Genomic DNA, 23,682 nt, shown 5'->3' on the forward strand with positions numbered 1-23,682 from the left:
GAGACGGGGGCCGGTGCGTTTACACGCTGGGGGCGAGGCTGGCGGAGCCGGTGCCGGACGCCGAGGCCGCGATGCCCTTGAGGAAGGACACGAGGGCCGCGGTGCCGGCGCCGACGGCGACCGCCTCCCAGGAGGCGGCCTCACCCAGGGCGAACGGAGCTGCGGTGACGACGGCGAGGGCACCGCCCGCCGCGGAGGTCAGGACGCGCTCCGCGAGGTCCGCCCAGAAGGCGGCGGTCAGCACCGTAGGGCTGGCCGTGCTGGCGGCCTTGACGGCCGCTCGGATGTCTGCGCGAGTCAGGGACATGGGAGCCTTTCGATCAGCCGCGACGGGTCGCGGCAGGGTTGCGGCGGGTGCCGACCCAGACCTGATCGCCGTCCGCGCACAGCACCTTGACGGGGCCGGTGCCGGGGTTCTCGACGACGCGGAGGGTCTGCCCACCTCGGAGAAGCTGAGACGGGTCGTAGTTGCCGGCGAGGGCGTTGTCGTACTGCCAGTAGAAGTACTGACCTTCGCCAGGAACGTCGAACCACTCGACGGCCGGAGCCGCGGGTGCCGGCGCGGGAGTCCCTCCGCGCACGGCGGCGGGGCTTCGTCGCGTGCCGACCCACACGAGGTCACCGTCAGCACATCGGACTTTGACAGGGCCCGTGCCGGGGTTCTCGACGACGGCGAGCGTCTGACCTCCGCGGAGAAGCTGAGACGGGTCGTAGTTGCCGGCGAGAGCGTTGTCGTACTGCCAGTAAAAGTACTGACCTTCGCCAGGAACGTCGAACACCTGGCCGCCGCTCGCTGCGGGCGCGGGTGCCGGAGCCGGTGCGTTGCCGCCGTTCGCGAGGGCCGCGGTGATGATGGGCCGCGGGTCGAAGTCGGCGCGAGACGTGTTGTGTCCGCCGTCAGAGAGGTCCGACACGACGAAGTGCAGATGCGGTCCAGTCCATCCGGTGCCCGGAGACTCGCCCCAGGTCGCCATCCGGCCGATGATGTCGCCCGCGTTCACACGCCCGGAGCGCTTCGCACTCGGCTCGAACATGTGGCAGTAGATGTCGCGCCGGCTCGGGTCGGCGTCGGGCTTGATGCAGACCCAGAAGCCGATGACCGAGGAGCGCCCGGAGTCGATGACCTCGCCCGAGCGAAGCGCAGGGATGTCGGCGACCTGGCCGTTGTTGGCGATGTCCTCGCCGCGGTGATAGCCCTTCGTGTAAACGGCCCGGGAGCCGGGAGTGCCGTAGGGATTGGTGCGGCGCCACGAGGCGCCCCAGAAGTCGGTCCAGTAGGACATTGCCCTCCTATGGGGTGATGAGGTTGACGACGCCGTTGGTCGCGGCGATGAGGCCGCCGATGACGCCGACGGTGCCGATGAGGCCGGCCCAGAGCTGGGCGGGGGAGACGGTCGGCCGGGACTCCAGCGAGCGGAGCCGGCCTTCGTGGTCGACGCGGCTGTCCTTGAGCGCGCCGAGGTCGGCGGCGTGGGCGGCGAGGTTGGCGTCGAGCTTCCCCTCAAGCCGTGCGAGCGTGACGAGGACAGTGCCCTCGGTGGGCGGGGAGGAGTCGGACATGAGCTGCCTTACGAAGCGGCGCGCCACGCACCGGAGCGCGACACACGGGTCGGAGCGGGCACCCATTGGCCCCCGCGGGATACTTGGATTGCGGCGTCAGGAGCGCTCCAGGCGTCGGCCCGGGAGACACGCATGCCGCTCTGCGTGCCGAGGAGGTTCGGCCCTGTCCACGGCGACCACCCGACGCCGTTACGGCAGCGGGCCTCGACGCGGTGCAGAGTCGACGGGTCGCGGTCGCCCCAGTTGAAGGGCAGGCTCCAGCTCCCCGAGCCGACAGACATGAAGGCGTAGGAGTCGCCATCGCGGGCGTAGGCGAACTGCCACTCCTGAATCGCCGAGCGGCCGTCGCCGCTGATAGAGAAGGTGGCGCTCAGCGACGTCGGCGTGGAGCTCGCCGAGGCGAGGCGCGGCGTGGGCGGTGTCGACGCGAGGGCCGGCAGCCACATGCCGCCCGAGGGATTGGCGGAGCCGCTGGGGCTGTCCATCGCGGCGTATCCCGCGAAGCTGACGTATGCCGACCCGTCGGCTGCGTGCGCAATCGTCTTCGAGCCGGAGGCCAGCGTGAGGACGGAGTAGCTGCGGAAGTCGTAGGTGAAGCCGCCAGACCAGTTCTGCCCGGCCACGGTCACCGACCACGGATTCGAGTTGTAGCTCCAGTAACCCGAGCCGGAGAGCTTCACGAGGTTCAGGTACCAATTGACCCCGGAGGTGTTGCTTGCGGCGTCCTGCCAAGCGAGGTCACACCCAATGTCGAGGCGATACTGACCAGAGAGGTTCGCGGATGCTGCGGGCACGGGCTATCCCTTGATCCAGACGCGGCCGTCGGCGTGCCCCGGATCGGTGGCCTGCACGAAGATGCCGAGGGCCTTGAGAGCGTCGGAGGACGTGGTCGCGCCCGTGCCGCCCTTCGCGATGGGCACGGTCGGAAGGTCGGCGGCGGTGATCGCCGGCACGAGCTCGCGCCAGGTGCTCCCGTCGTGGAACTCCCACTTGCCCGTCGAGCGGTTGAAGCCGAGCGCCAGCGGGACCGGGGAGGACGGCCGGGTGAAGTAGGAGGTGACGGGCTTGGACGAGAGCGAACGGCGGTCGGTGACCTTCGCCGCGGCGATGCTCGTGGCGCCACCCTCGACGAGGACGTCGGCGACCGGCCACTCCCAGACGCCAGAGGGGTTCTGCGTCAGGGCCGGTGCGCTCGGCGTGGTGCTCGACGCGGTTCCCGAGAGCACGACGGTCTTGATCACCGGAGTGCCCGAGCGGTCCAGCCGCTTCACGACAGTGTCGATGCGAGTCTGGCCGGCTGCCGGCGCCGCGGGAATGGTGACCGAGGCGGCAGAGGCGTCGCCGGTCAGGATGCCGCGGATGATGCCCTCGCCCGGGGCGAGAGAGACGGTCATGCCGGAGCCGTTGGCCGATGGCGCGAACGCCGTTGCGGTGAAGGCCCCGTCGGCGAGGATGGCCGCCATGAAGTTGGACCACTGCGTGTCCTGCATGCCCGTGAGGGCCTTCGGGTAGGCGTAGTCGGCCATGGTGTCCTTTCATGCGAAAGGGCCACCTGGAGAGAATCCAGATGGCCCTTGGCGGGAGGCGTTACGCCTTGATCAGGTAGAGGAGCGCGATGTATGGCTGGAGGTTGTTGTGCGGCTGGCCTCCGCCCCGCGCGTAGGTGTCTGCCCAGCCATCCCGGTCTTGCCAGGTGTAGAGCCCATTTCCCCAAGAGGCGCGCGCAACAGCTTGAGGATTCGAGTCGAGAGACACCGACCCCGAGCCGCCCCACGAGAATGTCTGCCCCTCGAAGTCGTGATCGTGGGACGGCATTTCGTTGACCGACAGGGTGTGCGTCTTGGCGCCGCCCGTCTTGCCTCGGGTGGCGAACTCCGTTTGCGCGTTGTCGACGCCGACGGGCACCCGGCCCGCCAGGCTGGGCAGTCGAGGCGCCGATGCCGTGCCGCCGTAGGTCGTGCCGATCACGTCGTAGAGGTCGGGGTACTGGGCCGGATCGAAGACGCTGCCGTCACAGATGAGCCACCCGCGAGGGGCGGTCGCGCCTGCGAAGCTGATGACCGATCCTGTCGGCGAGCCCCCTCCCGATCCGGCGTTGCGCTCCAGCGAGGAGACGCGAGACTCGACGCTAGACAGCCGGGCGCCGCTGGCCTTCTCGGGGTCGAAGCCTGCCGCGTCGCCCACGGTCGCCGTCGCAAAGATGCCGTCGGGGGAGACCGAAACGCTGACGGCCGTGACGCTCACCTTGACCGGCTCGCCTGCGACGGTGACCGTCACACGGTCGCCGACCCACCACGGCGGGCGGTCGACGACCCAGACATCTCCCTCCCAGTGACCATCGCCGTCGGTGTCGATCGACGACGGGACGACCTCAAGCGAAGTGATCGGTGAGCCGTTCGTGACGAGTACCTCGTCGCCCCGGGCGTCGAGCTCGGCGACCTCCTCAGTCCCGCGCGCATCGACGACAACCTCGATACGGCGGGCGTAGAGCGAGGCCAGCTCGTCGGCATCGTCGGCGACGCGCGTGCGGATCATGCGATCCGACGCCTCGCCTTGCCCCATGAGGATGACGCTCGAAGCCGCGGGGCCGCCGTAGCTGTAGCCCGTGCTGTCGAGCCCGTCGGTGGCAACGTCGAGACGCACGGTGTCGGTCAGGTCTGCCGGCTGCCAGGTGCGGAACTCCAGGTGCCCGTCAACCTGGATCACGTCGAAGAGGAGGTTGTCGGTAGCTGCGACCGACTGCAGAACCTCCAAGAGAGTCGAGAAGCGGGCCGACTTGGTCCGGGTCTGCCCGCGTGCGCCGTTGACACCCATGACGATCCGGGGGTCTCGTCGAGCCGGCTGCGCGCCAGGGCCGATGTTGGCGTTGACGAAGCCATGGAGGATCGACTCGGCCTTGCCCGTGCGCACGTCGTATGCGGAAGAGATGCTCGACGCCTGAGCGTCGGTGACCGCGGGGTCTGGGAAGGCGAGACGGTCGCGGAGCACGATGTTGTCCGTGACCCCTGTGAACTCCCAAGAGCCGCGCACGTCCTCGGTGGACTCGACGAACTTGGCTGCGAAGACAGGGCCGGAGAAGCGGCGGCCTCCAGGAAGGTCGACGATGATGCCGGCGCCGGGCTGGGCGAGCGCCGCGGCCATGCGGTGACGCTCCCAGACCCCGGACTCGCCGCGCACCATGTGGGGGAGTTGGATGCTCCAAGTGCCGACATCGTTCCGCGCCGGGTTGAGCGTGAGGGACACGAGGTCTTCATCGGAGAGAATGCCGACACGCGCGAGGCTGCGGTCGCGCACCTGAACGACAAGGTTGGTCATGGGTCAGAACACCTGCCGGTATCGGGGCTTGTAGCGAGCGATGGCGCGCGTCTCCGTGCTCGTGCCCTCGATGGTGACGAGGAGTGTCGAAGTGCCCGGAGGGAGCTGGAAGAATCGCGGGGCGTCGGCGACGCTCGCGTAGCGGTTGGCACCCGTTGCGTCGGTCACGGTGATCCCGGCGCTCGTCTTGCGGATGAAGACGGTCTCGCCGGCCGCCAGCGGGGCAGCGAACTCCCATACCTGCCCTGCGCACTCCGCACGCAGGCGTGTAAACGGGCCCTTGAGCTCCCACTCGACGAAGGAAGGGGCCTTGCCCGGGTTCGTCACCTGGATCGAGCCGACGGCGCCGGACGGCAGGAGAAAGACGTTGGGGAGCGACTCAAGGAACGTCTGGGAGCTTTGCGCCTGGGCGACAGTGAAGCTCTGGAAGTTGACGTCCGTGAAGTACGCGGAGACGCAATCGAGCACCAGGGGGAGCACGGTCGCCGTGTCACCCATGGCCGTGAGGCCGGCCGTACCGCCGCCCGAGTGGACGAACTCGATTTCTCGAGCTGTGCCGTCCGCGTAGGTCGCACGGAGCCGCGGAAGTGGCAGGCCGTCAGCATGCGCAAGGTGATCCGCGAGCTCGTCGATGCGCGCTTGGACGGCGGCCCGCGTCTCCTCGAAAATGCCGACGACGAGGTTGATCTGCCGGCCCGAGGTCCGCACGTTGCCGAGGCGGCGACCGTCGCCGGCTGACTCGGTGAACGCGGCGAGCTGGACTGGGAGGCCGAGGCCCGACGTGCCGTCCATGACACGAAAGGCCCCGGCATCCCAGATGGACGACGCGAGACTGAGCTCGCTCCCAGATGGGGCGATGAGGGACAGGTCGACGTCAGCCATTCAGTTACCTCCAGGCGCCCGCTGCCATCGCCGCCTGCTGCTGAGCGCGTGCGCGGGCGAGCTTGGCCGCCTTGTCCTCCGTGGAGGACGAGTAGTCGTAGTAGTGGATCGGGTAGGAGTCGCCTCGGGCCCCCGGCTCGTCGCCCGGGAAGTCGCCCGGGCGTCCGTTTGCCGGCGCCACGTCAGGCACGTCGAGAGACGGCGAGACCGTGAAGCCGGACAGCGACGAGGTGGCGGCATCCGCGAGCGAGTCGGCGGCGTTGGACACGTCGCCGGCCATGGAGCGGATGCCGATTGCGAAGCCCTCGCCCGTGAACTCGCCGAAGGATCGGAAGAGTCGGGACGGCGAGTGGATGCCGAGGAAGCTCAGGAAGCCGTCGACCGCGCCGCCGATGATGTCGAGGAGCGCCGAGGCCACAGAACCCGCGGCCTTCCACAGACCCGAGACGAGACCGCCGATCAGGTCGACGCCGGCCTGGAGCAAGGTCGGCACCATGCCGATGAGCGTGCTGATCATGACGGGCAGTAGCCCGATCAGCGCCTCGACGAGCTGCGGCAGGATGATCGGCAGCGCATCGACGAGCCCCGTGAAGAGACGCACGGCGGCGTCGATCAGGCGAGGGATCATGCCCAGGAGCGTCGAGACGATCTGAGGGAGCATCCCGAGGACGGCCGTGATGATCTGCGGCAGCGCCGTGATCAGACCCGTCACGATTCCGAGGAACAGCTCCAGCGCCGAGTCGATGATGTTCGGCAGCATCCCGAGGAGCGTGCTGATCAGGACCGGCAGGAGGTCGAGGACCGCCGTGATGATGACCGGGACTGCCTGGACGATGCCTTGAACGACACCCATGAAGAGCTCAAGAGCCGACGAAATGATCTGCGGCAGCATCCCGAGAATCGCGGTCGCGAGCTGAGGGAGGAGCGCGACGAGAGTCGAGACGATCTGCGGGAGGACCGTCACGATGGCCTGGATGATGCCCTGGAAGAGGCCCAGGGCCGCGGTCAGGATGAGCGGCACCGAGTGCAGAAGGATTCCGACTAGCTGCGGGATGATCGCGCCGAAGGCGGTCACAAGCTGCGGGATGGCTGTCGCGATGGCGGGAATCAGCGCCGTGAAGACGTTGAGGATGCCCTCGACGAAGATGCCGGCGTTGGCGACGACCCGGGACAGAATCGTGGGCAGCATCGAGGCGGCGCCCGATGCGACCTTCTCGATGATGCCGGGGAACGACTGTGCCAGCTCGTCGAAGCCCGCCATGAGGTCGGCCGGGTGGATTGCGGTGAGCATGAGGAGCGCGCCCGCGGCGATACCAGCCGGGCCGCTGATCCCGGCGAACAGACCGCCGACAATCGGCAGCGCGGACATGATCGGGCCGAGGAGCCCGAGGAGGCCGCCGAGGAGGGGCAGGAGCGGCCCGAGGGCCAGAAGGAAGCCGAAGGCGCCCTCGGTGCTGGCGTCGAAGCTGATCGACGACAGCCAGCCGGCGAGCCGCTCAGCGGCAGGATTCAGGCCCTCAGCGATGAGTGCGGACAGCGGCGCAACGGCCTTGCCGAACTGATCGAGGAGACTGATCAGCCCAGGGAAGAGAGTCTTGAGCGCCTCGAACGCGGGCTTTTCGAGATTCGCGCCGAGACGACCGAGGGCCGCGCCGACGTTGGAGAGCATGCCCGAGAAGGACTCACCCATGGCCTGTGCGGCCGGGCCGAGGTTCGCCTCAAGGGTGGCCTGGAAGGTCTCGAAGTCGATCTTGCCGTCGGAGACCATCTTCGAGACGTCGGCTGCGGTGACGCCGAGCTGCTTCGAGAGGAGCGAGAGGATCGGCACGCCTCGCTCGGCGAGCTGCTGTACGACCTCGCCGTTGAGCTTGCCGGTCGCGGCGACCTTGCCGAAGATGGTGGTCATCTCGCTCATCTCGCCGCCCGCGACTGCGGTGGTGCTGGCGAGGACGCGGAGCGAGCGCTCCATGCCTTCAAGCGGGATGCCTGCGGCGGAGAACTGCGCCGCCGCGCTGGCGGCGTCGCCGAGGCCGAACGCCGTACCCTTGACGGCCGCGGTGGCCGACTGCATGATGCTCGTGATGCTCTCGGCACTGTGACCGAGGCCGGTGAGCTTCGCCTGCGCCGTGTCGATAGCTTCGAGGCGGCCGAAGCCCTTGGTGAGGGCCACGGCAGCCGCGCCGCCGACAGCGACCATGCCCGTGTTGAACACGGCGCCCATCGCTGAGGTGATCGCGCTGCCGACTGCGCGACCACCCGAGGCGCCGATGCCGGCAAGGTCGCCGTTGAGGCTGGAGCCGAAGCCCTTGGTCGACGGGACCACGTTGAGTGTCGCGTGACCAATGACGTTCCCTGCCATGCGGCTCCTATTCGGGGTTGGCTAGGCGACGCTGCTGCGCCTCCAGGCGCGCGCGAAGGTCCGCATAGCGCGAGCGGCGGTCGGCCTTCGGAAGCCACGGGTGGGGCTTGCCGGTCCAGACCTGGATGAGGTGAGTGAGGAGAAGCTCCTCGCGCGTCCAAGCCGTCTCGCCCTTGTGGGCGATGCGCTGGACAGCGGCATCGGCGGGCAGGTGCTTGATCAGCACGGACAGCCGCCGTAGTGAGAGCTCGCCGCGGAAGTAGTCCGCGAGGTCCACGCGGTAGAAGCGGAGGAGGTCAGCTTCTACCGCGTCGGGAGCCTCGCGGATCAGCCGGGCGAGCGCCGTCAGTTTCCCTGGATGCCTGCGGCGGTCGAAGCGGCGTCCACGAACTCGCCGACGAGGGCGATCTTGAAGTCGTGGCCGGCGAAGCGGGCGAGGCTGTCCTTGTCGAGGACGGCCGAGAGGAAGGTCGAGAGGCGACCCTGCTCGAATGCGACGATGGTGGAGTAGGTCCACTCACTCGTCGGCAGGATGGAGTAGGTCTCGCCCTGGAAAGGGAAGGTGATCGGCTCCGCGACGGCCTCGGCGGCGATGGCGTCTGCGGCAGCGGTGGAAGTCTTGCGAGCGGTCATGTGGTCTCCTAGCGCGGGTTAGGTGAGGGTGCGCGGGCATGGGAAAGGCACCCGGAGCCGCCCCGCGCGAGCGGCCCCGGGTGGGGTGTGAGAGAGAGGGTTACGCCGAGGCGGTTTCGAGGGTGCGGTAGAGCGTCCCGTCCGACTCGGGGAAGACCACGACGGTGATGTCGTAGACGGTCGGCTCGGTCTCCGACTCCTTGATTTCGGCGACCTCGGTGACCTCCGCCGTCTTCGCAAAGCGGCGCTTCTTCTTCGTGCCCTCGCGGAGCTCGAAGCCGACGGCGAACTGCGCACCGACGGACGGCACCTTGACGACGGACGTGGTCACGCCGGTCGCGGTCGCACGGGTCGAGCCGGGGTTGACGAGCGTGAAGGTCGTGTCGTTGGTCTCCAGCGCCACGAAGCGGAAGGTCCGCTTGTGCTTCGAGGTCGTGCGCTTGTAGAGGATGCCGCCCCACGCGTAGTTCTCGGTCGACTCCTGCTCGCGGGCCTCAGTGATGCCCTCTTCGCCGTCGAGGAGACCGACAGGGAGCCAGGCGGCGGCCCACTGCGTCGTGAGGTCGGAGGGGCCAGCGGTGCCGGTCGGCGCGATGAAGACGTCGGCCCCGGCCCACTGGGAAGTGTTTGCGGCGTTACCTGCCATTGGTCAGTCCTTAAGAGTTGAGGGTGGAGAGGTTGCGCGGGGTCGGGTAGGCGGTGACGCCGAGCGCGACCATGGGGTCGTCCGTGTCCGGGTCGGGGACGGGCGAGGTGGGGCGCGAGCGAGGGGTGACGCTGCGGATGCCGTCGGGCCAGGGGCCGGCGACGGCGATGGCCTCGACGAGCGCGGCGAGCTGCGCACAGCGGCCCTCGTCGGGGTGCCAGACGTTCACGCGGAGCTCGTCGGTGGCGAGGAGTCCGGGAGTGCGGACGCCGCCATCCGAGGAGATCCGCACGTAGGGGAGCGGGCGCGACTCGTCGGCGCCAGGGAGTGGCTTCGTCGAGACCGTCACGCCCTCGCCGATTGGGACGAGAGGGAGGTGCTGCCGGAGGTGATCGCGGAGGAGGACCGGCGTATAGGCGTAGAGGATCGGAGTGGAGCTCACTCGGCACCTCCAGAGACGCGGTAGCCCTGCGCCGTCGCGGCTTTCGCCAGGTAGCCGTGCTTGGCCTCCATGGCGTAGCCGCCCGGGTGGTCGAGCGTCACGGCGCCGATGGCCGAGAACTTGCCCTCGTGGGGGTCTTCGACGACCGCCTCGACGGGGCCGTCGTGCGCGGATGCCGAGGTGCTGCGCGCGATCTTCTGTGCGCCGGACGTCACGACCTTCTGTCCGAATGGACCCTTGAGGAGGGCGACCATCGCGGCGCGGTCGAGGGTGGCCTTCATCGCGTCACCTCCAGTCGCTTGAGTCGGACCTCGACGACGTCGCCAGTCGCGAGCGAGCGGCGCGTGATCGGCTTGCCGTCGATGCGCCACACTTCGCCGCGGTACTCGACGCGGTCGCCGCTCACGATGTCGAAGGCGCCGATGATGAGGAGGTCGGCTGTGCCGTCGATGCGCCCCTGCGTCGTGCCGCCCTGGGCGTCGTCGACCACGGCACGCGGGATGCGCTTGCTAGTGGGCGTGTCCCATGACGTCACTTCGTCGCCGACGCTGTCGGTGCGGCGGCCTGGGCGCAGGCGGTAGACGGGATAGGGAGATGTGATCGAGGTGAGCACTAGAAACTCCCGATGTCAGCGGCGCTGAGGAAGGGGACGGGGCGCGAGCCATCCACAGGGATGTACGTTGTTGCCGGGAGGTCGCCGCCCTCGTAAGCGGAAGGCGTGCGCACCGAGCCGGTGTAGCCGACCATGCGGCGGCCGGTCGCCGCGCGGCGGACCTGCGCCAGCTCGCGGGCCGTGAGGTAGACGCCGGTCGACTCGGAGAGGCCGACCGTGTGAGCGCCGAAGGTCTCCTGCTGGATACCTCGGGGGTTCTCGTATCCGCGGCGCGCGGCGGTGAGCACGACGAGCTCGACGACGGCGGGAGCGTCGGAGCCCCACTTCTCGCCCACGGAGGTAGCGACCTCCGCAAGGACGAGGGATGTTGCGTCGTCGAGCGCGCGCTCGGCGCGGGACTTGTCGGTCCCTTCGAGGGTGCCCTCCTCCAGGCCGAGGCGGACCTCCAGCTCAGACAGGGGCGGTGGGATCGTGCGGGGCATGGCGCTCCTATCGAGACGAAGGGGAGCCCCATGGGCGAGCGCGTGTAAACGGCCCGCCCATGGAGTCAGCTATCGGCCTCGCTTAGGAGGCAGCGACCGTCACATCCGGGATGTGCGCGATGCCGCCGTTCGGGATCGGCTCGTAGGTCGCGACGCGCGTGGTGCGGTTGCGGACGATCTTGAACGTCGGCAGGATGCCCACGCCCACGAAGGTCGCGAGGATCGAGCGGTCGACGGTCTTCATCGCGTCGTAGTCGCGGAGGTAGCGCAGGTTGTACCCGCCCTCGGCGACCGAGGCGCCGAAGGACGCACCCGCGGGCACGGCCGGCGCACGCGTGACGAGCGTGACCGCGTCCTTGTGGAACATGAGCACCTCGTTGTCCGCGAGGCGCGTCGACTCGATCAGCGTGAAGCCGAGAACCTTGCCGACCTGGCCCTCACGGAGCGCGGCGGTGGAGCCGGACTGCGAGGCATCCTGGATCGCCTTGGCGTTGATCAGGTCGGAGTAGATGCCGACACCGACCGCGACCTGGATGCCGGCCTGCGGGACGCCCTGCTTGCGCAGGAAGGCGCGGAGGGCCGTGAAGTACTTCACGGGGTTCGTCGGGTCGTAGGTCGCAGAGAACTGCGCGGCCGACGGGCGCGGCACCGCGAGGAGCTTGGTCGCGACGCGGTTCTCGATGTCGTCGGCGATGGCCGCCGCCTGGGGGCGGAGCACCTGACGCGAGAAGTCGGTCAGCTTGAGGTTGAGGTCGCCCTCCGACAGCGGGACGGCCGAATAGACCATCTTCTTGTCGAGGTTGATCGTGGTGCCCGACTCGGCGATGTAGTCGAGCTCGATGTTGCTCGTGACGTCGTCGATGTCCCGCTCACGCGCGAAGAGCGTGGTCGGGAACTTGACCTTGATCGGTCGGTTCGCCGTGCCAGGGGCAAGGAACTCGTCCTGGTAGTCGTGGCCGACGAGCGCGGACAGGAAGCCGTCCTGCTCGACGAACTTGGCGGAGACGACGGCGGCCTGTGCGGCGTCGTAGTCGTAGACGTGAGGCATGAGTGCCCCTTTCTGCGCCAGAGGCGCGGGAGGTTTGGAGGGTGGGGGTGCTTACCGGATCGAGGCGACGAGAGCGTCGAGGTCGACTTCCTCGGGGGCGTCTCCGCCCTCGCCGGGCTTGAGGCCGGGCTTGGGACGGCCGGAGGCTGCGGCGTCCGCGGCGTCCGTGTCGGTCGCGTCGGCGTCGGGCTTGGCCGACTTGAGACCCGCGAGCTTCTCGGCCTTCGCGAGGATCGACTCCTCGTCATCGCCAGTCAGGAACTCGACGAGCTCCTCGGGGATCGCGTGCTTGCGGAGCGCGCGCTCGACGAAGAGGTCACGGCGCGCCTTGGCGAGCTCTGCGGCATCCGCCTGCGCCTTGGCGTCGGCCTTCTCGGCCTCCGTCTTCCCTGCGTCCTCGAAGCCCTGGACCTTGACCGCGAGCTCGTCGCGCTCGGCCTTGAACGCGTTGCGCTCGGTCTTGAGGGTCTTCTCGGCTGCGCGGAGAGTGGTGATCAGCTCCCACGCCTTCTCAGCGTCGAAGTCATCGCCCCACGGCGGCGTAGCGGTCTTGTCGGTTTCGGCCATGCGTAACGTCCTCCTGGGACGGGTTGCACCCTCGGACCTCCCGAGGTGTGCGGGTGCGCCATCGGGCGCATGAGAAAGCCCCCGAGCGCTTGCTCAGGGGCTTGGGGTCAGGCTGCGAGGTCGAGCCCGCCAGCGCGTGCGCGGCGGTCGAGTGCTAGGCGGAGCTCCTGGACGGTGCCGCCGTTGGTCTTCCACAGGTCGAGGAAGTCGCGGGCCTGACTGCTGTACTTCGGTTCGCCGGCTTGCACGGGGCGTGCGGAGCATCCGCACCCGTCGTGCGCTCGGAAGCGCGCGGTGTCCGCCGTGTAAACGGCTCCGCGGGAGACGAGCATCATGCAGAAGGCGCAGGGGCTCCCGTCACTGACGCGAGCCCATCGGCCGTATCCGCTCGTGCGCGTCAGACCGATCACTCGGTCACGGCCGGCGTTGAGCATCTGACGCTTCGCTGAGGCGAGCATCGTGCGCTTCGCAATCTCCAGCGCGGCGGCAGCCGGCAGGCCCTTCGCCGCGAGCGCTTCGGCGCGGGCGAGGGACTTGGAGCTAGCTGCGGTGAGCGAACTCTTGATCTGCCGCGCTCCGTACTCCGGCGAGTAGACGTCGGCGAGGTCGCTGTCGAGGCCGGCGATGTTGTGCACGGCCTCGAAGTAGCGCTGCGCCTCCGCCTTCGAGATGGAGCGGCCGGCCATGATCAGGTCGACCGATGCCTCCCGAAAGCGGAGGAAGGATCGGGTCAGGTCTGCCGGGTCGACCGTCTCGTCCCATAGGCGGGAGAGCGCGGCCTGTACGTTGCCGGCGTCCGTCACTTGCTTCGCCATGTGGGCGCGCGCGAGACGGTCCCACTCTTGCGGCGTCGTCACGCGCTAGCCTCTGGAGGCTTGGACGCTGCGGCGAGGGTTGCCTCTGCCGCTGCCGCCTGGCGCTGAATCTCCGCGGTGAGAGAGTCGAGGGCGTCGGGCTTCGCGAGCTGACGCCAGCGCTGGAGCTTCGCGTCGGTCATGCCGGGGACGTCCTCCCAGAGTGCCTCTTCGGGGACGCCGAGCATCGTCGCGAGCTTGCCGAGAGCGTCGACCTTCGCGGCCATCTGCTCACCGGACGTGTCGCGCCAGCGGACCTCAGCGGAGGCGTCGGGCTCGGGGGCACCGGCAGCTCGCGCGGCGAGTCGGAGCACGAGCTCCCACGACTCACCGAAGAGGAGCTTGTACTCGTCGAGCTTGCGGTTGGTCCCGGTGCGGATCGACAGGAGCGCGTCCGCGGAGACGTTCACGAGGTCGCCGGTCAGGATGGCGGGGCTGATCTGGGCGGCGGCTGCGAGAGCCGCGACGGCTGCCTTGTACTCGTCTTGGTGACCGCGGATGTCGGTCTGGGCGAAGTCGCCGAACTTGGCGGTCGGTTCGTCGGAGACCCAGAGACGATCTACGGCCGACTGGAAGGGCTCGACGGGGTTGCCGTCTTCGTCCTCGGGGATCGCGAGGCCGGTCGCCCAGCGCTGCCGGAACATCGCGAACTGCATCGCGACCGCGATGGAAAACTTGATGTCGTTGATCCGGTCCTGATGCCGCTTGAACGGCCGGACGAGACCTAGGGCCTCGCCGTCGAGGCGGTCCCGGAATCGCACGAGCGGGCAGACGCCGAGGCCGTGGATATCGGTGCGCTCGAAGCGCATGTCGCCGCCGTGTGCCGGCCGCGTGTAGTAGATGATCTTGGTGTCGTCGATGACCGCGACTCGCTGCCGGCGCTCGTCGCCCTCGGTGAAGACGTCGAGGCGGACGACCGCGACGACGGGGTAGTCGTCATCGTCGTCGGCGTACCAAGCTGCGGAGCGCAGGGGCGACAGCGGCTTGATCACGGGGCGCGAGCGGTCCTCGCCGGGTAGCACGAGAACGTAGCTCGTGCCGTACTCCAGCGCCCCGCGGTGCGTGATCGTCTGGCGGGCGTCGAGTCCGTTGTCCTGCCAGTAACTCCAGGCGGGGACGTTCTCCTGCTCGCGCTGGAGGCGGAAGCCGTCGACAGCGAGGCCCTTGACGAACTCGTCGACCACGAGAGGGAGCCAATTCTCGCGACTCTTCTGCGCCAGGTCGCGGTACTCGGCGCGGACCTTGCGGGGCATGTAGGGGAGGTCATGCTCGCCCGCGAGGTAGCGCTTGGGGAGCCCGAGGCGCGCATCCGAGCCGAGGTCTCGGCGGAGCTTGTCGTCGAGCTCGGCGGCCAGCTTCGGCGTGATCAGCACAGGGCCTCCAGGGCGTAGAAATGGGGCGGCCCCGGACACCTCCGTGTGGAGGGCCGGGGCCGTGGTGGGTTCAGTGTCAGACGGTGGCGGGATAGCCGACGGACTGCGAGGCGTGAGGGGTGCCGCGCCAGATGCATCCGGGCATGTCGCCGTCGAGGTAGGGGCCGCTGTAAATGCCGTCGATGACGGCCATGCGCCTCAGCGCGAGGGAGGCCCCGACAGGTGCAATGGGGATGTTGATGCGCGCGTTGCTGCCAGCGTCGTTGCCCACGTAAGTAGCGCGGAACACCCGCACCGCCCCTGGAGTGAGGCTCGACTCCGTCGCAATGGGCACAGATGGGAGGCCGGATCGGTCGATGCCGACAGAGACACTAGAGACCGCGGAGCGTGCCTCAATCTCACAGAGCACGGTGTATGTGCGCCCGGCCGCGTTCGGAAGGTCTTGAGCGGCGACTGCCCATCCACCTCCGCCGTCTCTGCGGTCGATGCGCGCGTCTCCGGTCCAAGAGCGCACGATTGAGTGATACAGGACCGAGCCCGCGCGGTTGACCTTCACGCCCGATAGCGTGCTCGTGGTGGTGTGCTCGGTGTTCTGCCACGCGGGAACGAGGTCGACGTCCGGTGTTGTCGAGCCGTCGAAGAACGGGAGCGCGGCGCCGGCAACCTCGACCAACACACTCGATATGCGCGCCTTCTCGCTCCCGCCTGCGGTTGGACCGCGAAGAACATAGAGCGCCCGAGCGACGCCCGAGGCTGTGACGTTGAAGGTGAGCGACATGCGCTTGGTCTCTCCCGCGGCGATGCTCACATAGCTGCCATTCACAGACGAGGCCACCCACGGACCCTGTGCACTCAGCCGCCATTGCCCGGCAGTAATGCCGGTGATATCCACGCTGGCAGTGACGGTAGCGACTCCAGGATCAGCGACGACTCCGCCTATGGCCACCCCAGCGTCCGTGACGGTACCGCCCGAGCAATCGACGACAACGCCGGCCGCGGAAGCGTCGCCGCTGATTGTGGCGCCGTTGACGGCTCCGTAGCCGCTGACGGTGTTGACAGGTGACGCAGGGCCGAGCGGGCGGGCGCAGAAGTTCTTACGGACCTCGCCGATTTCGGCGCGCGCGGTCGACGTCGAGGCGCCCGGCGTACCGTCATAGCTATACGCGATGCCTGTGGAATCTACCGTCGCACCGTCGAAGTAGGGGAGCACACCGGGCACGTACTCGATGAGGAGGCCAGTACCGTCGTATGTGTCGCCAGGGCTGGCGGAGACAGTGCCCGTCGCGGTCGTCTGAGCGCACAGGTATGTGGCTCCGGCCGGGACCGGCCCCGTCCACGATGGACGAGCCCACTGTCCGCTGGGGGCGACAACTGTCTGCGCGGACACTACGGGCCCCAGCCATGCGCCGGCCGCGTCGGCAAACCGAACGCGCATCACGGCGTGACTTGAGACTCCGCCCCCGGTCGCGCGGTAGCGCCAGTATGACGAGACAGTGATGGTCCGCCCAGGGGTCACTAGAACGCCCCCGGGGGTGCTCCCGCCTTCGATGTTGGGCGTGTGCTCGAAGCCTCGGCCCCCCGCCACGGATGTCGTCAGCGTGAAGCGGGCATAGGTCGTCAGGCGGCGCACGGCCGACACCGTCGGCCCATCTGCGCCCACCACTAGCGAATATGTCCCGTTCGCGCCCCACCTACTGTTTTGGAAACCTGCGCCGTTCTCCGCACCAGGCTTGAAGGCCGATGCGTCAGGGCGAGTCGCGAGGTTGCGGCGCGCCACGGCGGTGCCCGGCGCCGCACGCTCGAAGTTTGGGTTCGTCACGAAGTTCACGACTGGGGCGAGGCGAGCGTCAGCGATGTCGGAGCGCATCTAGTCCTCCAGGGGGACGGGCTCCGCTTCCGGCTCAGGCTCGGGGAGCACTTCGGGTTCAGGGGCCGGCGTCCAGTCGACGAGGTCGGCGAGGTCGGAACTAGTACGCGTGCGGATGGCCGCGAGCGCGGCGCGAGTCGTCAGGTCGGGCGAGCCGAGCGAGAGCCGGTATGCCGCCACGGTGTGCGGGTCTTCTGCAGTCGCCAGCGGTGCGGTCGCGAGGACTACGCCGCCAGCGGCGACGACCTCGGCGATGACCGCGTTGCGGCGGTCCTCGGGGGAGTCAGTCATGCGGGTCTCCTAGACGATCCACGAGGTAGGGATGACGAGCTGCGCGCCGCCGAGGAAAGCTGCCCAGCGGGAGCCGTTCCACTCAAGGCGCACGATGTCGACGGCGTTGGCCGCGGATGAGAGCGGGATCGCGATGCCGTAGGGCGTCGCGACGTTCGCGAAGAGAATCGAGCGCCCGCCCGTGCCGTCCTGAGTGAGCTCCAGGGTGCAGGAGTAGGCGCGGCCGGTGTCGCCGGGCGATACCGTCAAGGTGACGTTGCCCGTCAGCCGCCGACGCACGTAGGCCGACCGCGTGAAGTTGGCAGTGAGCGTTACGGCTCCCGTCCATTCCGCGGGACTGTTGTTGACGGCGACGATGGTTTCATTACGGGCCGACTCAGCTCCGGTGCGTGCCGTCTGTGCGGCATCCTGAGCGGTCTCCGCTCCGCTGCGTGCGGTCTCGGCTGCCGCGCGTGCCGTCTGTGAGACGTCGCGGGCGGTCTCTGCGTCGGCGCGGGCGCCGATGGCAGCGCTCAGAGCGGCCTCGGCGCCAGCCTTCATGGTCACCGCTACGGCCTTCGCTAGCTCAGCGCCGGATGCTGCCGTCTCGGCCTCGGCCTTTGCGGCCTGCGCTTGTGACCGTGCCGTGAGAGCGTCGGAGGCCGAGGCAGCGGCGGCATCGCGGGCATCCAGGGCGGCGCCCTTGGCGGCGTCAACCTCGCCTCGAATCGCCGAGACGGCGGCATGCTGCGCTTCGGCGTCGATGGCGCTCTGGGCCGCGGTGTCCCTCGCCCCGATGGCGGCGGTCTGCGCGGCCTCGGCGCCGCTGCGGGCGTTCACGGCGCCCAGGCGTGCGGACTCGGCAATGCCGGCCTTCGAGGCGGCTATGTCGCTCGCGTCTACAGCGAGGGAGGCGGCGGCTTCCGCGCGTGCTGCCTGCGTGCCGGCGTTGTCGACCGAGGCTCGCGCCTGCTCCGCGGAGAGCCCCGCTGCCTGCGCGGCCTCCAGAGCGTCTCGGCGGAGCTGCTCATTGACGACGAGTCGCTCGGTTGCGCTGGGGGTGATCGGCGCGACGAGCGCGAGACTGAGAGGCTCCGCCGCGGTGTGCTGCGGGGTCACGTCAAAGTAGAAGCGCGGCCGGGAGGCGCCGACCAGCGAGAGCGCAATCTCCCAGCGGCCAACCATGAGCTCGGTCGCCGGCATCGAGCCGTCAGCGAGGCGCACGACGATCTGCCGCGAGATGGCGGACGCGGGCGGCGTGAACTCCTCGGCGCGCGCGACGGCGAGCGTCAGGCGCGCCTCGCCCTCGATCACGACGCCGGGACCGCCGACGAGCGGCCAATGGACGAAGCCCGTGGGAACGGTCATGGAGGTCTCCAGGCGGTAGGGGAAGATGAAGGCCCGCGCATGGCGCCGCGGTGGCTCGAAAGCCGGGTACGGCGCCAGCGGCGCGGGTCGAACTAGAAGCCGGCGACGCGTCCGGTGCGCTTGCGGCGCTTCGTGTAGGCGCCGTCGGCGAGGAGGCGAGTGCGCGCCATTCGGGCGAGCATGAGCGCGGCGAGGGCGTCGACCTTCTTGGGGGACTCGCGACTCTCTTTGCCGAAGCTGACGCCCCATCGGTTGATGCGACGGCGTCCGTTAAGTACGTGGCGCCGGAGGATCTCTGATCCGCTCAGGCCGGCCGAAGCGCCGGCCATGAGGTCGTGAGCGCACCACGGGAGGTCACGGTCGAAGATGGCTCGGTGCAGCGCCTCGGCGGCGCGCGTCGTGTCCATCTGGTGACCGCGCATGTCCCATCCGATTGCGTGGCGGGTCGTTGCCTTCACGAGGAGCTGCTCACCGTAGGCGTCGCGCCATGCGTCGATATCCGTCTCCCAGTAGGCGACGTCAGAGAAGAACGCGAGCACCTTGAGGTGGGCGAAGGCCCAGTCGACGGCGGCGCGGACATCGTCCTTGGGGACGGCCCAGCCGGCCCCTGCGGGGCCTTCGGGCTTCTCCCAGATGGCGAGGAGGAAGGCAGCACCGTCGGAGACTCGCACCGCGACGAGCGCCGTGGAGTCGTCCGTCAGCGAGCCGTCGAAGCCGAGGGTGACCTCGTCACCCTCCATGGCCGGGATGTCCCGGATTGCGGTCTTCGGCGTACCAGTGAAGCCCCAGTCGGCCCAGTCGCGCCGTGCGCCTTTCTGCTCGCGCTCCGTTGCCTGGTCGAAAGGCACCTCTACGCTCCTTGCGACCTGGCGCACCGCGAGCGGCGCAATGGTCTTACGGTTCGCTTCCCACTCCGCGGGGGAGACCCAGGAGTCGGCTGCCGCGACGATCTGATTGAGGTAGAAGCGGCGCGCCTGCTCGGGTGGGAGGTCCGGGTCGTAGAACTCGCGGAGGATACGGTCGAGGTTGACCCAGTGCGAATCGCCGTAGGCGATAGCGAGGCCGCGCTTGACCGCCTCGCGGTCGGTGATGTCGATGTCGTCGGGAGCCTGTCGGCTGTCGTAGAGGATGCCGTCAGCGTCCGCGCGGCCCTCGCGGATCGCGAGGTAGGCGAGGTAGGACTTCTCAGCCGTGCTGTCGTGACCGGGCTCGTGCGCGTTGGTCGTCTCGATGGACCGCCCGTCCATCTTGCCGAGGTTTCGGCGGATGACGTCGGCGAGGTCATGGCCGCGGTTGGAGGCAGTCCAGTGATGAGTCTCGTCGAGAATGGCGAACGTGTAGCGGCCACCCTCGGCAGTTGACGCCGAGGCGGTGACAGACACGAGCTTGCCGCCGCCAGGCGTGAGGATGCGAGTCATGCCGAAGTCCACGCCGTAGGCGGCGACGAAGTCGGGGTTACCGGCCATCGCGCGGATAGCGTCGGTCGTGTTCTTGGTCTGCGCCTCGGAGACTCCCGCCACGACCACCCACGGGAGCGGCTGCCCCTCGGCGAAGGGATGGCCGTGCTCGTCGATGTCGACGGGCACCACGGGACCGCACAGCTCAGCGAGCGCGATGGCGCCGAGGAAGGGCGACTTGCCCCAGCCCTTAGCGCGGCGGAGGACGCCACGACGGCAGACGAAGCGCCAGATGGGGCGACCGAACGCGTCTGATCCCACGCGCTCCACCTCGTAGAACCAAAGGATGAAGTTGCGCTGCTCAGCGGTCAGGATGAGGAGCTCAGGGACGCCGTCGGGGCGGTAGAGCGTCGACTCGATCCACGCGCATACGGCGTGCCCGACGGTGGGGCGGTCGGAGGGGAAAGGGGGGAGGAGGCCGAAGGCGTCCATGACGCCTCCAGAGGTGGCTTAGAACGGGGCAGCGGAGCGAGCGGCGCCGATGGGCGTCACGGTGGCGCCGGCAGCCGGCGCGGAACTCCAGCGCTTCGTCGCCAGGGCGGAGCCTGCGGCGGAAGACGCCGAGCGGCCGTCGAGGCCGAGCGCGCGGAGGGCGTCCGTGGCGGCCTTGCGGTATTGGCGCACCTCGGAGATGAGGGGGTGGGCGACCTTCTGGCCCATCGAGCCGGCGACCATGAGGCCGTCCTCGTCGATCTGGAGCTGGAGCTTGTCGGCCGCCGAGAAGAGGTCGCATGCGGCGTAGAGGCCGCTTAGCTTCGCCTTATCCATGGCGGGATGCGCCTCGGCGATGTCCCGAAACGTGCGCTTCGCGGGGGCGCTCCAGGTCGAGCGGGCGCGGAAAGTCGCGGAATCTGCCACGGAGCACCTCCTCGGGGCTTGTAAACGGGCGGCGGAAAAACGGAGACCCATGCGCATCCACTGGCAGACGCTATGCCGCCCCGGGAGGCGTTGACCCGGGGGAGGGGGAGACCCTCCCCTGGGGTGGGGGCTAGCGAAGCGCGGGATGCTTCTCGGGTGGGCGCCGCTGGGATGGGCGACGCGGGTGGGCGGCGTTGCCCTCTTGCGAACTCTTGCGAGCGTGGTGCCAGCGGCATAGGGCCTGGAGGTTGTCGAGCTCGTGGTTGTCGCCGGCAACGATGTGGTCGCACTGATTGGCAGGCTGCCCGCACAGGTAGCCGAGCGAATCTCGGGCCTGGCAGCGGTAGCCGTCCCGGCGCAGGACGCGCATGCGGCGGGTGTTCCAATCGTCAGGAAGGCGACTCTTGCGATCGCTCGTATCCCATGGCATGTGACCTCCTGGGCGCACGACAAAGCCCCCTCGACCCGAGCGGAGAGGAGGACGCTCGGGGAGGGGGCGGGCCTCACGCGTAGGGGGTATCGCGTGGGCGGGGTGCGAGGGCGTCGGGGAGACGCTCACCTCGCAGCCCTCAGCGATGAGGGCGTCTATAGGCGGGCAGGACAGCTCCCGACATGCGCGCTGTCGGGGCGTTGGTAGGCCCGCTGACCGGGGGCTCAGGGCGGCCCCGGTGCGGGCCTCGTGGAAGCGGCAGGGATCGAACCTGCGGTGTCCGAAGACGGCGGGTTTACAGCCCGCGTGCGAGCCATTCGCACACTTCCGAGGGCGCCCATCGCATCCGGTAGTCGCGCGGTTGAGCTGAGCTGCGACATGAAGATGGGCGCCGTTGCGGCGGACACTAGGAATCGAACCTAGACACTCGGGTTTGGAAGCCGATGCTCTGCCAATTGAGCTATGTCCCCGGGGACCGCACGCGCCTCGTGAGAGCGTGCGACCAAACCCGCAACGAGGCGGGACTGTAGAAGCTAGACCCAGCGACGGGTCCGCGTGACCTGTACCGGTCATTCGATAGCCACGAGTGGAGGCCTGTGGGCCCACGAGACTCGTGGTCAGGGCACCCGCGCCGGGCCGCGATTCTGTAGATGCGCGCCCGGTCGGCGGGTGTTAGGGGGTGGAGGTCTTCCTAATAGGGAAGGCCGCCAGGCTGCCCAGCGGGAAGGGTCAGATGAGCGAGTAGCCGGTGCGGAGGGTATCCCAGATGTACCGCGTCGCTCGCGAGGGGTCCATGTTGAACTCGTCGGCGATGCGGGACAGGTCGCCGGACGCCTCGGCGGCGTAGCCGAAGGGCGCGAACTTACCGAGCGCCGAGTCGTGAATGCCGTAGACCGTGCTGGTACCGAAGCGCGCCTGTCGCCGCTCGAAGCGCGGCGCGACCTTCGGCGGCTCGGGGGCGGGAGCGGTCACGGGGACGAGCACCTGATCGCCGACGCTGCGCGCCTTGAAGCTGTCGAGGTCGTAGTGCTTCATGACGGAGGGGCTGCCGGGCAGCCAGCTCGACCACTTGCCCCCGTAGAGGGCGAACAGGCGAACGTCCTTGAGGTTGGCCGGGTTCTTGTCGAGGTCGGCCTTCCGGGCGTAGAGGCCGCTCACAGTCGGCAGCGGCTCCGGCTTCGGCGGTGCCGCCTTGACCAGCTCGAAGGTGTAGTCGACGGCGCGGTAGTCCCGCCCGAAGGCGCGCAGGGTGACGATCCGCCCGCGCTGCTCGGTCGCGGCCTCGACGGTGAACTCGACGGTTGTCTTCGGGCCCGCGAGTGAGCCGCGCGAGGTCAGCTTCACGCGGGCGCCCGGCTGAGCGGAGGCGGGGAAGTAGATGACCGGACGCGGACGCGTGGAGCCATCGAGGAGGTCGCCGACGGAGCCGGGGCGCGGCGGGTAGCAGAGTCGGCAGGTCGAAGGGCAGGTCAGCATGGGCATGGCGGGTCAGTCCTCGGTCTTGGGGTCGGTCTTGCGGGAGGTGCGGCGGGTGGGCTCCGCGGTGGTCGGTACGGCGGCGAGGGTGGCGGTCAGCTCGGCGGCTGCGGCCTCCTGGGCCTCCTCGTCGACCGGCGTGGGCAGCTCGGCGATGATGGCGACGACGGAGGCGTGTGCGGCGGCGTAGCCCTTGCCGAGGTGGCGGAAGTCGTCGATGTAGTCGGCGATGCCGGTGCGGAGGAGGTGGAGGCGCAGGTCGACCGGGCCGGCGTTGGGCGCGTTGCGCCACTCGATCAGCTTTCGGTCGAGCGCCTCGGATGCGTAGGCGCCGGGCTCGGGGGCCTCGGGTGCTTCGGTGTTGGTCATGCCAGAGGAGGCCGCCAGCGGGCGGGAAGCTGCCCAGAGGAAAAGAGAAAGCCCCCGGGGATGAGCCGGGGGCTGATGTTCTCGGGCTATTAGGCGCCGGCCGGGCGGAGCGCCGCGCGCGAGCGATAGGTCGTGCGAACGGCCTTGACGCCTTCGTCGGTCGCGACGGTGACGTCGAGGAGCTTCCCGTCAACGACGGCCACGTCGTAGACCGTGCCCTCGACCCAGAGGACCGGCTGCCCCGCTGCCTTGAAGTCGATGGTGCGGACCTCGACGGCCTCGCCGATGCGGTAGGTGGCGGTAGCGGTGGTGTTCGTCATGGTCCCAGTGTACACGCGTGTAAACGCACACGCAACTAGAATCGCGTGAGGTAGCCCGCAACAGTGAGCCCCTCGGCCGTGCGCCAGCCGTCCGGGCCGCGGTGCATGACGACCCCCGTGGCGCCAGGCTGCACGCGTCGGATCGCGGCGAGCTGCGCTTCGGCAGCGGCCAACGAGGGCGCCGGTAGCACGAGGTCGTCACCACACGAGTCGCGCGACGCGTGGGAGAGGAGCACGCCGTGAGCGGCGCTCATGCGCGGCCCAGGATGATGTCGATGAGCTCGTCACGCGCGGCAGCGGAGTCGGCGACGTACACGCTGCCGGTGTGGCGGCCGTTCTCGCGGACGTGAATGATGAAGCGTCCAGCCTCCTCGAAGACGTCTGCGGCGACCTCGACGGAGCCGACGGTGGAGGAGTGGGTGGCTGTGGCGGTGGTGTTCGTCATGGTTACATTGTACACGCGTGGACTCTAGAGGATCCCCGGGACCGAGCT

General features: G+C 69.1%; 29 protein-coding genes and 2 tRNA genes. All 31 read right to left on the reverse strand.

Features of this window, described 5'->3' with window-relative positions; translation table 11 throughout:
- Window positions 1–19 precede the first annotated feature (19 nt).
- Window positions 20–307, reverse strand: a complete 288-nt coding sequence (locus I5I_RS16980; protein WP_036321826.1) for a holin — start codon at window positions 305–307, stop codon at window positions 20–22.
- A 13-nt stretch (window positions 308–320) separates the two neighbouring features.
- Complete coding sequence (locus I5I_RS15405) at window positions 321–1,283, reverse strand: M23 family metallopeptidase (RefSeq protein ID WP_036321827.1); 963 nt, start codon at window positions 1,281–1,283, stop codon at window positions 321–323.
- A 7-nt stretch (window positions 1,284–1,290) separates the two neighbouring features.
- Window positions 1,291–1,560 carry a hypothetical protein gene (locus I5I_RS15410; protein WP_036321828.1) on the reverse strand — a complete coding sequence of 90 codons (270 nt, stop codon included), beginning with the start codon at window positions 1,558–1,560 and terminating at the stop codon, window positions 1,291–1,293.
- A gap of 8 nt (window positions 1,561–1,568) precedes the next feature.
- Window positions 1,569–2,354 (reverse strand): hypothetical protein, encoded by a 786-nt coding sequence (locus tag I5I_RS15415; RefSeq protein ID WP_148285582.1) that lies wholly within the window; start codon window positions 2,352–2,354, stop codon window positions 1,569–1,571.
- A 3-nt stretch (window positions 2,355–2,357) separates the two neighbouring features.
- On the reverse strand, window positions 2,358–3,086 hold the full coding sequence (locus I5I_RS15420; RefSeq protein ID WP_036321830.1) for a hypothetical protein: 729 nt from the start codon (window positions 3,084–3,086) through the stop codon (window positions 2,358–2,360).
- 61 nt (window positions 3,087–3,147) lie between these two features.
- On the reverse strand, window positions 3,148–4,875 hold the full coding sequence (locus tag I5I_RS16155) for a Gp37-like protein (protein WP_051039677.1): 1,728 nt from the start codon (window positions 4,873–4,875) through the stop codon (window positions 3,148–3,150).
- Window positions 4,876–4,878: 3 nt separating this feature from the next.
- Window positions 4,879–5,757 carry a phage tail domain-containing protein gene (locus I5I_RS15430; RefSeq protein ID WP_036321831.1) on the reverse strand — a complete coding sequence of 293 codons (879 nt, stop codon included), beginning with the start codon at window positions 5,755–5,757 and terminating at the stop codon, window positions 4,879–4,881.
- Between the two features lie 4 nt (window positions 5,758–5,761).
- A complete protein-coding gene (locus I5I_RS15435; protein WP_036321832.1) occupies window positions 5,762–8,116 on the reverse strand; it encodes a phage tail protein in 2,355 nt (784 codons plus the stop codon).
- A 7-nt stretch (window positions 8,117–8,123) separates the two neighbouring features.
- A complete protein-coding gene (locus I5I_RS15440; protein WP_083868058.1) occupies window positions 8,124–8,393 on the reverse strand; it encodes a hypothetical protein in 270 nt (89 codons plus the stop codon).
- Between the two features lie 68 nt (window positions 8,394–8,461).
- Window positions 8,462–8,749, reverse strand: a complete 288-nt coding sequence (locus I5I_RS16605; RefSeq protein WP_083868059.1) for a hypothetical protein — start codon at window positions 8,747–8,749, stop codon at window positions 8,462–8,464.
- Between the two features lie 100 nt (window positions 8,750–8,849).
- Window positions 8,850–9,395 carry a phage tail tube protein gene (locus tag I5I_RS15445; protein ID WP_036321833.1) on the reverse strand — a complete coding sequence of 182 codons (546 nt, stop codon included), beginning with the start codon at window positions 9,393–9,395 and terminating at the stop codon, window positions 8,850–8,852.
- A gap of 10 nt (window positions 9,396–9,405) precedes the next feature.
- Window positions 9,406–9,837, reverse strand: a complete 432-nt coding sequence (locus tag I5I_RS15450; RefSeq protein ID WP_036321834.1) for a hypothetical protein — start codon at window positions 9,835–9,837, stop codon at window positions 9,406–9,408.
- Window positions 9,834–10,118 carry a hypothetical protein gene (locus I5I_RS15455; RefSeq protein ID WP_036321841.1) on the reverse strand — a complete coding sequence of 95 codons (285 nt, stop codon included), beginning with the start codon at window positions 10,116–10,118 and terminating at the stop codon, window positions 9,834–9,836. Before I5I_RS15455 ends, I5I_RS15450 begins: the two co-directional genes overlap by 4 nt.
- The gene (locus I5I_RS15460; protein WP_036321847.1) at window positions 10,115–10,450 is read right to left on the reverse strand and encodes a hypothetical protein; all 336 of its coding nucleotides are present in this window, start codon (window positions 10,448–10,450) and stop codon (window positions 10,115–10,117) included. The genes I5I_RS15455 and I5I_RS15460 overlap by 4 nt, the downstream gene beginning before the upstream one ends.
- Window positions 10,450–10,932, reverse strand: a complete 483-nt coding sequence (locus tag I5I_RS15465; RefSeq protein ID WP_036321848.1) for a hypothetical protein — start codon at window positions 10,930–10,932, stop codon at window positions 10,450–10,452. The genes I5I_RS15460 and I5I_RS15465 overlap by 1 nt, the downstream gene beginning before the upstream one ends.
- A gap of 82 nt (window positions 10,933–11,014) precedes the next feature.
- Window positions 11,015–11,980 carry a P22 phage major capsid protein family protein gene (locus I5I_RS15470; protein ID WP_036321849.1) on the reverse strand — a complete coding sequence of 322 codons (966 nt, stop codon included), beginning with the start codon at window positions 11,978–11,980 and terminating at the stop codon, window positions 11,015–11,017.
- A gap of 51 nt (window positions 11,981–12,031) precedes the next feature.
- A complete protein-coding gene (locus tag I5I_RS15475; protein ID WP_036321850.1) occupies window positions 12,032–12,547 on the reverse strand; it encodes a hypothetical protein in 516 nt (171 codons plus the stop codon).
- Window positions 12,548–12,654: 107 nt separating this feature from the next.
- Window positions 12,655–13,404: a VG15 protein gene (locus tag I5I_RS15480; RefSeq protein WP_036321851.1), complete on the reverse strand. Its 750-nt coding sequence runs from the start codon at window positions 13,402–13,404 to the stop codon at window positions 12,655–12,657.
- Window positions 13,401–14,774 (reverse strand): phage portal protein, encoded by a 1,374-nt coding sequence (locus tag I5I_RS15485; RefSeq protein ID WP_051039678.1) that lies wholly within the window; start codon window positions 14,772–14,774, stop codon window positions 13,401–13,403. Before I5I_RS15485 ends, I5I_RS15480 begins: the two co-directional genes overlap by 4 nt.
- 76 nt (window positions 14,775–14,850) lie before the next feature.
- A complete protein-coding gene (locus tag I5I_RS16985; RefSeq protein WP_148285583.1) occupies window positions 14,851–15,984 on the reverse strand; it encodes a hypothetical protein in 1,134 nt (377 codons plus the stop codon).
- 657 nt (window positions 15,985–16,641) lie between these two features.
- On the reverse strand, window positions 16,642–16,932 hold the full coding sequence (locus tag I5I_RS15495) for a hypothetical protein (RefSeq protein WP_036321855.1): 291 nt from the start codon (window positions 16,930–16,932) through the stop codon (window positions 16,642–16,644).
- 9 nt (window positions 16,933–16,941) lie between these two features.
- Entirely contained in the window at window positions 16,942–18,279 is a 1,338-nt protein-coding gene (locus tag I5I_RS15500) for a hypothetical protein (RefSeq protein ID WP_036321856.1), read from the reverse strand.
- Between the two features lie 92 nt (window positions 18,280–18,371).
- Complete coding sequence (locus I5I_RS15505; protein ID WP_051039681.1) at window positions 18,372–20,168, reverse strand: hypothetical protein; 1,797 nt, start codon at window positions 20,166–20,168, stop codon at window positions 18,372–18,374.
- 18 nt (window positions 20,169–20,186) lie between these two features.
- Window positions 20,187–20,594 carry a P27 family phage terminase small subunit gene (locus I5I_RS15510; protein ID WP_036321859.1) on the reverse strand — a complete coding sequence of 136 codons (408 nt, stop codon included), beginning with the start codon at window positions 20,592–20,594 and terminating at the stop codon, window positions 20,187–20,189.
- A 680-nt stretch (window positions 20,595–21,274) separates the two neighbouring features.
- A tRNA-OTHER gene (locus I5I_RS16990) sits at window positions 21,275–21,353 on the reverse strand.
- Window positions 21,354–21,421: 68 nt separating this feature from the next.
- Window positions 21,422–21,494 (reverse strand) — tRNA-Trp (locus I5I_RS15520).
- 259 nt (window positions 21,495–21,753) lie between these two features.
- Window positions 21,754–22,506 (reverse strand): hypothetical protein, encoded by a 753-nt coding sequence (locus tag I5I_RS15525; RefSeq protein ID WP_036321865.1) that lies wholly within the window; start codon window positions 22,504–22,506, stop codon window positions 21,754–21,756.
- A gap of 6 nt (window positions 22,507–22,512) precedes the next feature.
- Window positions 22,513–22,869, reverse strand: a complete 357-nt coding sequence (locus tag I5I_RS15530; protein ID WP_036321866.1) for a hypothetical protein — start codon at window positions 22,867–22,869, stop codon at window positions 22,513–22,515.
- Window positions 22,870–22,958: 89 nt separating this feature from the next.
- On the reverse strand, window positions 22,959–23,189 hold the full coding sequence (locus tag I5I_RS15535) for a hypothetical protein (RefSeq protein ID WP_036321867.1): 231 nt from the start codon (window positions 23,187–23,189) through the stop codon (window positions 22,959–22,961).
- A gap of 35 nt (window positions 23,190–23,224) precedes the next feature.
- Window positions 23,225–23,443 carry a hypothetical protein gene (locus I5I_RS15540; protein WP_036321868.1) on the reverse strand — a complete coding sequence of 73 codons (219 nt, stop codon included), beginning with the start codon at window positions 23,441–23,443 and terminating at the stop codon, window positions 23,225–23,227.
- Window positions 23,440–23,634, reverse strand: a complete 195-nt coding sequence (locus I5I_RS15545; RefSeq protein WP_036321869.1) for a hypothetical protein — start codon at window positions 23,632–23,634, stop codon at window positions 23,440–23,442. The genes I5I_RS15540 and I5I_RS15545 overlap by 4 nt, the downstream gene beginning before the upstream one ends.
- Between the last annotated feature and the right edge of the window lie 48 nt (window positions 23,635–23,682).

Origin of the sequence: Microbacterium sp. B24, from assembly GCF_000333415.1 — a bacterium.
Lineage (GTDB): Bacteria > Actinomycetota > Actinomycetes > Actinomycetales > Microbacteriaceae > Microbacterium.